The following is a 9,128-nucleotide window of genomic DNA, read 5'->3' as shown; positions in this document are numbered from 1 at the left end:
TATAAAATCAATAAATTCTAGAAAATTTAACTATTTATTGACATTTAATAGTTTGTCTTATCTATATTTCATTTTATTTGTACATCAGTACTTCTTGTCGACATAATTAGTATATATTCTATTAAAAGTGAATTATGTATGATTTTTAATTTTTTTATGCATTTATTTCAATAAGGTAGTTTCAAGAATCATGGCTAAAATAAAAGACTGTCAACATTTTAGTTTGTCAACAGTCTAAAAACATCCACTCCTGCTTCATATATACTCTCGATAAGCATAGAAGATAGTCAAAGTTCATTAAAATAATACTTTTATACATCCTTTACGAAATTTTCAAAAAGATGAATGACAAGATCAAACTTGTAAAAACGATATGTTTATAGCTATACAACTAAAAAAAGGAGATAGCTTTCGCTATCTCCTAGGCCCTTCCACTATTGACTTAGAGCCTCTTATGCCTTTCTTTTTGCAGCTTCTTGTCTATTCTTTTGTGCTTTAATAACTTTCTGTCTTGAGAATTCTTCTCTGTCCTTTTCATCCAAGGCTTCTGTAATCATCTTTACAGTCGCTTCAAAACGAGGAATAGAGATATTCTGTAATGCGTTAGCACGCTTTTGTGTCTTACGAATATTATTCGCTAGACGATATACAGAGTTTTCTACTTCTGCAAGCTTTACTGTCATTTCTTTTACATGATAGAAACAGATATAAGCATAGTCTACCTTAGAGTTCGCACGTTCAAAACCATAACCAACTCTTAATGGTGTTTTCTCATATTCAATCTTAGGTAATTCTACACCCATAACTGAACGATACTTAACACTAATACCATCATCAATAGGTACACCCTCTACTACATCAGAAATAATACCTAAAGATTCATTTGCTTCACGTAATGCTGCATAAGCACGATCATAAGAATCAGTGATGTCATCACGGATTTCTTTTACATCATCAAGTAATGACATCATTTCTTTAATTAAGACATTTCTTTTCTTATCGAGCAGGTCATAACCAAGTCTAGCAAGCTCAAGAGACTTCTTGGTTGCCATCAAATTCCCTTTAGTAGGGACAACCTGATTAGCCATTAGTTACAGCGTCTTTCAATTCTTTGATGACTACATCTTCGTGTAAATTAAATTCTTTGACTGCTTTTTCATGATCATAGAATTTATCTACAACAGCATTATCAATACGGTCCAATGTATTCTTTGGAAGAACTGATAATAGTAACCATCCAAGGTCTAGGGTTTCTTCGATAGATCTGTTTGTATCGAATCCCTGATTAAGGAAGTGCTGCTCGAAAAGACGACCAAATTCCATATATTTCTTATCAGCTTCTGATAATTCATCTTCACCGATAACTGATGTTAATGATTTAACATCCTGTACATGGGCATAACATGCAAATAACTGGTTGGCAACATCCTGGTGGTCAGCTCTTGTAAAGCCTTCACCGATACCATCCTTCATAAGTCTTGAAAGTGATGGAAGAACACCAACTGGTGGATAAATACCAGTCGCATTTAATTCAGGATCAAGAGTAATCTGTCCTTCTGTGATGTAACCAGTTAAGTCAGGAACTGGGTGTGTAATATCGTTGTTAGGCATTGTAAGGATTGGAATCTGTGTAACAGAACCTTTAGCACCCTTTGCAATACCAGCTCTTTCATATAATGAAGCAAGGTCAGAATAAAGATAACCTGGATAACCTTTACGACCTGGGATTTCACCTTTGCTTGAAGAGAATTCACGTAATGCTTCACAATAAGAAGTAACATCGGTATAGATTACAAGAACGTGCATATCATGTTCAAATGCTAGATATTCAGCAGCAGTTAATGCACAACGAGGTGTTAAGATACGTTCGATGATTGGGTCATTAGATAAGTTCATGAACATAACAACTCTCTGCATAACCCCTGCTTCTTCAAATGATCTTCTGAAGTAGTTAGCTACGTCATTAGTAACACCCATTGCAGCAAAGACAACAGCGAAACCTTGTCCTGCTTCATCAGCAATCTTAGCCTGTTTAACAATCTGTACAGCTAACTGGTTATGAGGTAAACCAGAACCTGAGAAGATTGGTAGCTTCTGACCTCTGATTAGGGTCATTAGACAGTCAATAGAAGAAATACCTGTATTGATATAGTTTCTTGGATATACACGAGAAACTGGGTTAAGAGGCTGACCATTGATATCAGCACTCTTTTCAGCATAGATATCTCCTAGACCATCAATTGGTCTACCTGCACCAGAGAAGACACGGCCAAGCATTTCCATTGATAATGGTAATTCCATTGGATGACCTAATAGTCTTGTCTTAGTATTCGCAAGTGATAAAGCGTTTGTTCCTTCAAATACCTGAACAACAACTCTTTCACCTTCAATTTCTACAATACGACCAGAACGTGTTGAACCATCTTTTAACTGTAGTTCAACCATTTCATCATAAGATGCATCTTTAACGTGATCTAATACGACGAGTGGTCCATTAATTTCACTTAAACCTACATATTGAAGTGCCATGTTACCCCTCCTTAGTCAATAGATGCACAAATTGCATCAATCTTCTTATAATAGTAATCAAATTTACTTAAATCATTATTAGGTACATCATATTTCATTTTAACAACTTCATCGAAGATACCTGTTTCAATGATTGTACGAATAGGTTTACCCTGAGCAACAACCTGCTGACAACGGTTATTTAAGTAAAGGATTACTTCCATCATCTTAAGCTGTTTTTCAAGTGGTACATAAGTATCATCTTTATGGAAAGCGTTCTGCTGTAAGTAACCAACACGAACGACTCTGGCTACTTCAATAACAAGCTTCTGATCATCTGGTAAAACGTCAGAACCCATTAACTGTACGATTTCCATTAATTTAGTTTCTTCTGCAAGAATAGAAGCTAATTCCTGTCTATCTCTCATGAATTTAGAATCAACATTCTTTGAATACCATCTTTCAAGATCTGGAATATATTCTGAATAAGATAAGTTCCAGTTGATAGCGAAATAGTGTCTTGCATAAGCTAATGCTTTATCAAGTGCCCAGAATGTACGTACGAAACGTTTAGTATTCTGAGTAACTGGTTCTGAGAAGTCAGAACCCTGTGGAGATACGGCACCGATGATTGTAACTGAACCATTTGTGTTATTTAAGTTCTCCATATAACCAGCTCTTTCATAGAACTGAGATAATCTAGAAGGTAAGTAAGCTGGGAAACCTTCTTCTGCTGGCATTTCTTCAAGACGACCAGAGATTTCTCTTAAGGCTTCAGCCCAACGAGATGTTGAGTCAGCCATGATAGCAACATGGTAACCCATGTCACGATAATATTCAGCAAGTGTTACACCTGTATAAATAGATGCTTCACGGGCAGCAACTGGCATGTTTGATGTATTAGCGATTAGGACAGTTCTGTCTACTAATGGCTTACCACTCTTAGGGTCAACGAGTTCACGGAATTCTTCAAGAACCTGAGTCATTTCGTTACCACGTTCACCACAACCTACATAGACGATAATGTCGGCATCACACCATTTAGCAAGCTGATGCTGAGTCATTGTCTTACCAGTACCGAATCCTCCTGGGATTGCAGCTGTTCCACCTTTAGCGATAGGGAACAATGTATCGATAACACGCTGACCAGTAACAAGTGGCATACTGATAGGTAAACGTTTATTAACTGGACGAGGTGTCTTGATTGGCCATTTCTGAGTTAATGTACATTCATGAGCTACACCTTCATCATCAGTGAAGACCATAACTACATCGTTGATTGTATACTGACCATTTTCTTTTACTTCAGTAACTGTACCTGACATACCTGGCATAACCATACATCTATGTTCGATCATGTCTGTTTCAGGAATCTTGGCATATACAGTACCACCTTCAACATGGTCACCCACTTTAACTGTTAAAGTGACGTCCCATAATTTTTCTGTATCAAGTGGTTCTACAGCACTACCTGTAGGAATGAAAGCACCACTTTCTTTTGCGATTTCTTCTAGTGGTCTTTCGATACCATCATAAATATTTCTTAAAATACCAGGACCAAGTGTTACAGAAATAGGCTGACCTGTTGGGAATACTGGTTCACCTGGTTTAAGACCTGTAGTTGTTTCATAAACCTGGATAGTAGTAAATTCTTTAGTAATAGAGATAACTTCACCCATCAATTTACTGTTACCTACATAAACCATTTCAAGCATTGAAAAGGCATCTGTATCTTTTACTTTAACAACCGGGCCGTTGATTGAATAAATTAAATTTTCTTTCAACTTGTTTATCCCCCTTCTTTTATTTATTAATGATTAAACCAGAATGCTGGTTAAACCATTCCTTCTGATTCTTTAATGCGAATTCTAATGTTTCGTTATGAACAATAGAGCTGTCTGTATTTTCAACAATTAAACCACCAATAGTGATCTCTCCAGCTTTCACTTCAGCATCACCATAAGCAGCTTTTAAATCATCAGCAAGACCTAAATCTTCTTCTTTTACATAAATAACTGAATGAGGCATATAATCACCTGCAAGCTTCTTAGCCTTGTTGACCATGAACTCTTTGTATTCAGGTGTTTTTGTAAATGCGACTAATTCTTCTCTTGCATTCTTGAAGATAGTAGCCACATACTCATCACGTTTATTAATAAGCTTTTTCTGTCTCTCAACATGGGATTCAGAAATTTCTGCAGCTGATTCTGACTGCATTTCATCTAATTCCTGTTTTAGTCTTAAATCTGCATCTTTCTTAGCTTCAGCACGCATAGAAGAATAAGCTTCTTCTTCCATCTTCTTTACTTCAGCCATGATGGCATCGACTTCTCTTTGAGACTGTTTTTCAATCTCATTCTTCATTGAGAGAAATACTTCTTGATTTTCTTCCATTGTATACTCTCCTATAACTTAACGCCTATTGCTTCAGAGACATAACCATCGATGGCTTCACCAATCTTAGAATGACCATGACGGTCAGGAATCTCTGTAATAAGAGGCTTTGGCTGTTTTAATTTAATTTCTGAGATAATATCAGGACAAAGTTCAATTAACTTAGTAGTCACTAAGATAATTGCAATTTCAGGATCTCTCATCTTATTTTCAAGTAAGGTTAAGAAATCATGACGGGTATGAACAACTTTGCCTTCAATACCCACGAGTCTTAGACCAGTGAGGGTATCGATATTATCACTGATCAGAAAGAACTTCATAGTAATCTCCTATAGTGTGTTGATAATTAAGATTGAGATTAATAGACCATAGATGGCAACACCTTCACCTAAGGCAACGAAGATCAATGATTTACCGAAGTTTTCAGCATTTTCAGAGAATGCACCAATTGCAGCAGGAGCAGCAGCAGCTACGGCAATACCAGCACCAAGAGCAGATAAACCAGTTGCAAGAGCAGCACCAATGAAACCAAGACCCTGAGCGATAGAACCAGTCATCTTGTCAGCACCAGCAGCTAATACTGGGCTATTTGCATATGTAAGGAATAATACAAGTGCTACAGCACCAAAGAAACCACAGATATGAGTACCAAGACGCATTTTAGCGCTCTTAGCAGTAACTTTACCTTTGAATACATTTACTAGTGGTAAAGATAATAATACAACAATTAATGCAGGGATAATGAATGTTAAGATAGTAGTCATTTTTTCTTCCTCCGTTATTCTAGACTTTCTTTCATAGATACAAATGGTTTACCATTACCTTCATAGTAACGACTGAATAATTCATAGAATTCAAGACGTAATACCTGGATACCGACAATTAATCCTTCTAGACACATTACAAATGCGTTACCAATAATAAGAACGATAATATAACCGAATCCACCAACCATTTCAGCTAATGTGTAAACAACAAGCATCATACCAGCGTGTGATAAGACGAAACCGCCGACACGTAGGAATGACATAGTGTTGGCAACAAATGTCAACAATACTTCGATCATTTCGAAGAATGATTCAGTAAAGAAGTTACCAAATCCATGTGGGAACATCTTCTTACCTTCAAGTTTGTAAGTAAGAGGTTCTTTTAAGAAGATCATTACAAGTGGGGCAATGATAAAGATTGCGACATAGATACCCATAGGGATATTTAAGCCAAGGTTTAATAACATATTCATTGCGAGTACTAATACTGCAACATAGAATACTAAACCAGCGACACCATTTTGAGAGAATAATAATTCTCCCCAATGTTTCTTCTTCAAGTTTAAATAGATATTGAATAGGATTGAGATGATGATTAAACATACACCTACACCAATTGCAACACCTAATAGCGTCATAGTATTTTCAGATGCCATTGGTGCAAAGAATGGAACGAGGATTTCTTCTGATCCAAATACTGAACCAAAGATAACACCAAATATTGCAGATGAAATACCAATACGCATACCTACTTCACCAAGCTTCATGCCTTTTAATTTATAAGCAAGGAAACCAATGATTGAAAGCAGGATACCTTGACCAACATCGGCGAACATCATACCGAATAAGAATGTATATGTTACCGCAACGAAATTTGTTGGGTCAAAGTCTGTATAAGATGGAACACCATACATCTCAACGAACATCTTGAATGGTCTTGAGAACCAGTTGTTCTTGAGTTTTGTAGGTGGATAAAGTCTTGAATCTCCCATTGCTGGTTTGATTTCAACATGCACCTTGTCCATCTGTTCGAGTTCTTCTTTTAAAGAGTGTGCATAATGTTTATCACAGAAACCATAGATAGCAGCATTGTTTCCAAATACCACGACATATCTCTGTGCTTCACTTGTCTTATTAAGTTCCTGACATGAAGCATAAATGATTGATAAATCTTTTTCTTTTTTACTGAATAAATCTTTTAATTTACCATCACATTTCTTGATAGAGGCTTCTGCAGTTGCATTCTCTTCTTCAATAATTTCTAATGATTCACCTGGAGTTCCATGAAGGAATTCAGGAATATGAATACGTTCAAAGAATAGTGAAGAGAATATGTTATCTATTTCAGGTGCATTAGAAGGAGATGTTATATAGAAACAATAACATGTCTTTGCATCCTGATAGATTGATTTAAATAAGAATTCCTGTGAATCATAATAAGATAACTTATCAAGATTCATTGTAGGTAACTTACCAAATCTAACCTGAATATATTCGCTTGAGAAAAGGTCATCGAAGTCCATCTCGAGATCCTTCATATATTTCAAGTACTTCTTGGCCTGATTGTTTTCATCAATCATTACCTGTAATTCATTTTTAACACGTGAGATTTTGTTTGCTTCATCAAGACATTCGCAGAAGTAATCATCTGCTTCTACAATATTGATGATCTGAGGCTTTTCTGATGTATTGATATTAATACCATACTTCTCTGCCGCTTCATCCATACGTCCTAATAAATCAGCATAAGGATTGTCCTTATTCATGACCTTAAGACCTCTTACTGAATCCACAAACTTTGATGCTGGCTCTGGATGAAATTCTTCTGAATCAACAAGCTTAGATAATATTTCATCACTCATTGTTTCAGGGAATTCTATCTCAACGAGCTGCAATTTTGAGATAGCCATAGTATCCTCCCTTCTATTGTTTCTTATCGAGCGCTTTCTTAATGAAGTTCAATACAATGCCTAATACAAGTACAACAACTAATGGTAAATAAGAGACATGCCAAGTTGTATCTACAGCAATTGCAACATAAGCAGCTACTGCAAGTCCCATGACGATGCCAACGACACCCTTAATAGAGAATACCTTATTAATCATTGATTGTTCGTTATAGATAGCTTTTACTTTACCAATGCAGAACTGTCCTACAATAAGTAAGAGAATCGCATTAATGAAGCGCTGATAACTAAATGCATCTGCAACAGGGATTACTGATGGATAAAGATGAATACTATAGAAAGCATCACCATAAATTAAACCTCCCACAAAAGATGCAATACCAAGAACAGTAATCATCTTTCCTGAAGTTTTCTTTCTCATAAGTAATCCAAGTAATACAAGCACAACACCTAAACCAATATCACCTAGCATTAATGCAAATACTAAGATAAATAGTACTGCAGTGGCTAAAGTAGTATCCACATGATCACTCTGTTTAACTTTAGAGATCACTTCAAATGGTTTAGCCCATGGATAGTTATTAGTAAGTGTTGGTGCAATAATCTGCTGATCACCATAAATATTTGCAGGCAAGTCCTGATATTCTACGTTGTACTTTTCAAAAGCCTTTTTAATATCTTTAGCGACTCTTACAGGTACAAATCCATAGATAGCATATTTAGATTGATAATCAACAACAAATACTTTGAATTCTTCAATTCTAGCAGCAAAAGTAAGATCAGCAAACATCTTTAATAATTCTTCTTCATGTGCATCTCTAATACCTTCTAAACGGCTGTCTGCTTTACGAATAGAAGCATTCATACTTTCAATTTCTTCTAGTAATTCCTTCTTTGCGTCTTCCATTCTACCATGGACGAAATCAGGAATTTCAATTTCTTCAAAGCCAACTGACTGGAAGATGTTATCTACCTTTAAGATAGCTGCCTTAGTTGTCATATAGAGACAATAAACACTTTTAGCATCTTCACCAAGATCTAAGAACATAATTGACTGTCCTCTATAATAGTCAAGTTTGTCTTTGTTTCTTCTAGGAATACGGCCAAATCTTGCTTCCATATATTCGCATTCTTTAACCTCATCCATATTTAATTCTGTATTAGAAAGACCTTCTAGGATTTCATAAGCAGCCTGATTCTGTCCACGTTCAGTCACAAATTCTTCTTTAATATCAAGATATTTCTTTGCTTCTTTTGTCACATCATCGAGTGCCTTACGATAATCTTCTTTTGCGAAATGAATAGATCCTTCTTTTACACTTGATGTATCAAGCTTTACATGTTCAGCAAGCTCTTTTAATTCATCAAGCATGTTCTTATAATCCTCATCAGGTGTCATTGTAAATACATCTTTAACGTTATTTACAATCTTTGTAGCTGGCTGAGGATAAAAATACTTTGTTTCTTTTAACTGACATAGAACCTCTTTTAAGTATTTCTTATCAAAGGTCATGTCCAGCAATTCCATTTCTTCTATTGCCATGTTATTCCC

General features: G+C 35.8%; 8 protein-coding genes. All 8 read right to left on the bottom strand.

Features of this window, described 5'->3' with window-relative positions:
* Positions 1-452: 452 nt before the first annotated feature.
* The 8 genes from DW269_RS03980 to DW269_RS03945 are packed head-to-tail and all read right to left on the bottom strand — an operon-like array spanning position 453 to position 9,119.
* Positions 453-1,088 carry a V-type ATP synthase subunit D gene (locus tag DW269_RS03980; protein ID WP_117458656.1) on the bottom strand — a complete coding sequence of 212 codons (636 nt, stop codon included), beginning with the start codon at positions 1,086-1,088 and terminating at the stop codon, positions 453-455.
* On the bottom strand, positions 1,081-2,529 hold the full coding sequence (locus tag DW269_RS03975; RefSeq protein WP_022425827.1) for a V-type ATP synthase subunit B: 1,449 nt from the start codon (positions 2,527-2,529) through the stop codon (positions 1,081-1,083). Before DW269_RS03975 ends, DW269_RS03980 begins: the two co-directional genes overlap by 8 nt.
* Before the next feature lie 11 nt (positions 2,530-2,540).
* Positions 2,541-4,292: a V-type ATP synthase subunit A gene (locus DW269_RS03970; RefSeq protein ID WP_117458655.1), complete on the bottom strand. Its 1,752-nt coding sequence runs from the start codon at positions 4,290-4,292 to the stop codon at positions 2,541-2,543.
* Between the two features lie 19 nt (positions 4,293-4,311).
* The gene (locus tag DW269_RS03965) at positions 4,312-4,902 is read right to left on the bottom strand and encodes a V-type ATP synthase subunit E (RefSeq protein WP_117458654.1); all 591 of its coding nucleotides are present in this window, start codon (positions 4,900-4,902) and stop codon (positions 4,312-4,314) included.
* Between the two features lie 11 nt (positions 4,903-4,913).
* Positions 4,914-5,222 carry a V-type ATP synthase subunit F gene (locus DW269_RS03960; RefSeq protein WP_006506823.1) on the bottom strand — a complete coding sequence of 103 codons (309 nt, stop codon included), beginning with the start codon at positions 5,220-5,222 and terminating at the stop codon, positions 4,914-4,916.
* A 9-nt stretch (positions 5,223-5,231) separates the two neighbouring features.
* Complete coding sequence (locus DW269_RS03955) at positions 5,232-5,666, bottom strand: ATP synthase subunit C (RefSeq protein WP_006506824.1); 435 nt, start codon at positions 5,664-5,666, stop codon at positions 5,232-5,234.
* 14 nt (positions 5,667-5,680) lie between these two features.
* Positions 5,681-7,579 (bottom strand): V-type ATP synthase subunit I, encoded by a 1,899-nt coding sequence (locus DW269_RS03950; RefSeq protein WP_117458653.1) that lies wholly within the window; start codon positions 7,577-7,579, stop codon positions 5,681-5,683.
* Between the two features lie 13 nt (positions 7,580-7,592).
* Positions 7,593-9,119, bottom strand: a complete 1,527-nt coding sequence (locus tag DW269_RS03945; RefSeq protein ID WP_117458652.1) for a V-type ATPase 116kDa subunit family protein — start codon at positions 9,117-9,119, stop codon at positions 7,593-7,595.
* Positions 9,120-9,128 lie beyond the last annotated feature (9 nt).

Origin of the sequence: Catenibacterium sp. AM22-6LB (assembly GCF_003435615.1) — a bacterium.
Lineage (GTDB): Bacteria > Bacillota_I > Bacilli_A > Erysipelotrichales > Coprobacillaceae > Catenibacterium > Catenibacterium mitsuoka_A.
Note: the sequence above shows the minus strand (reverse complement) of the source record. Positions and strands in the feature narration are given on the sequence as shown.

What these genes read in the sequence shown, in the direction of transcription:
- DW269_RS03980 (WP_117458656.1), bottom strand. Translation starts at nt 1,088, where the DNA reads ATGGCTAATCAGGTTGTCCCTACTAAAGGGAATTTGATGGCAACCAAG.
- DW269_RS03975 (WP_022425827.1), bottom strand. Translation starts at nt 2,529, where the DNA reads ATGGCACTTCAATATGTAGGTTTAAGTGAAATTAATGGACCACTCGTC.
- DW269_RS03965 (WP_117458654.1), bottom strand. Translation starts at nt 4,902, where the DNA reads ATGGAAGAAAATCAAGAAGTATTTCTCTCAATGAAGAATGAGATTGAA.
- DW269_RS03960 (WP_006506823.1), bottom strand. Translation starts at nt 5,222, where the DNA reads ATGAAGTTCTTTCTGATCAGTGATAATATCGATACCCTCACTGGTCTA.
- DW269_RS03955 (WP_006506824.1), bottom strand. Translation starts at nt 5,666, where the DNA reads ATGACTACTATCTTAACATTCATTATCCCTGCATTAATTGTTGTATTA.
- DW269_RS03950 (WP_117458653.1), bottom strand. Translation starts at nt 7,579, where the DNA reads ATGGCTATCTCAAAATTGCAGCTCGTTGAGATAGAATTCCCTGAAACA.
- DW269_RS03945 (WP_117458652.1), bottom strand. Translation starts at nt 9,119, where the DNA reads ATGGCAATAGAAGAAATGGAATTGCTGGACATGACCTTTGATAAGAAA.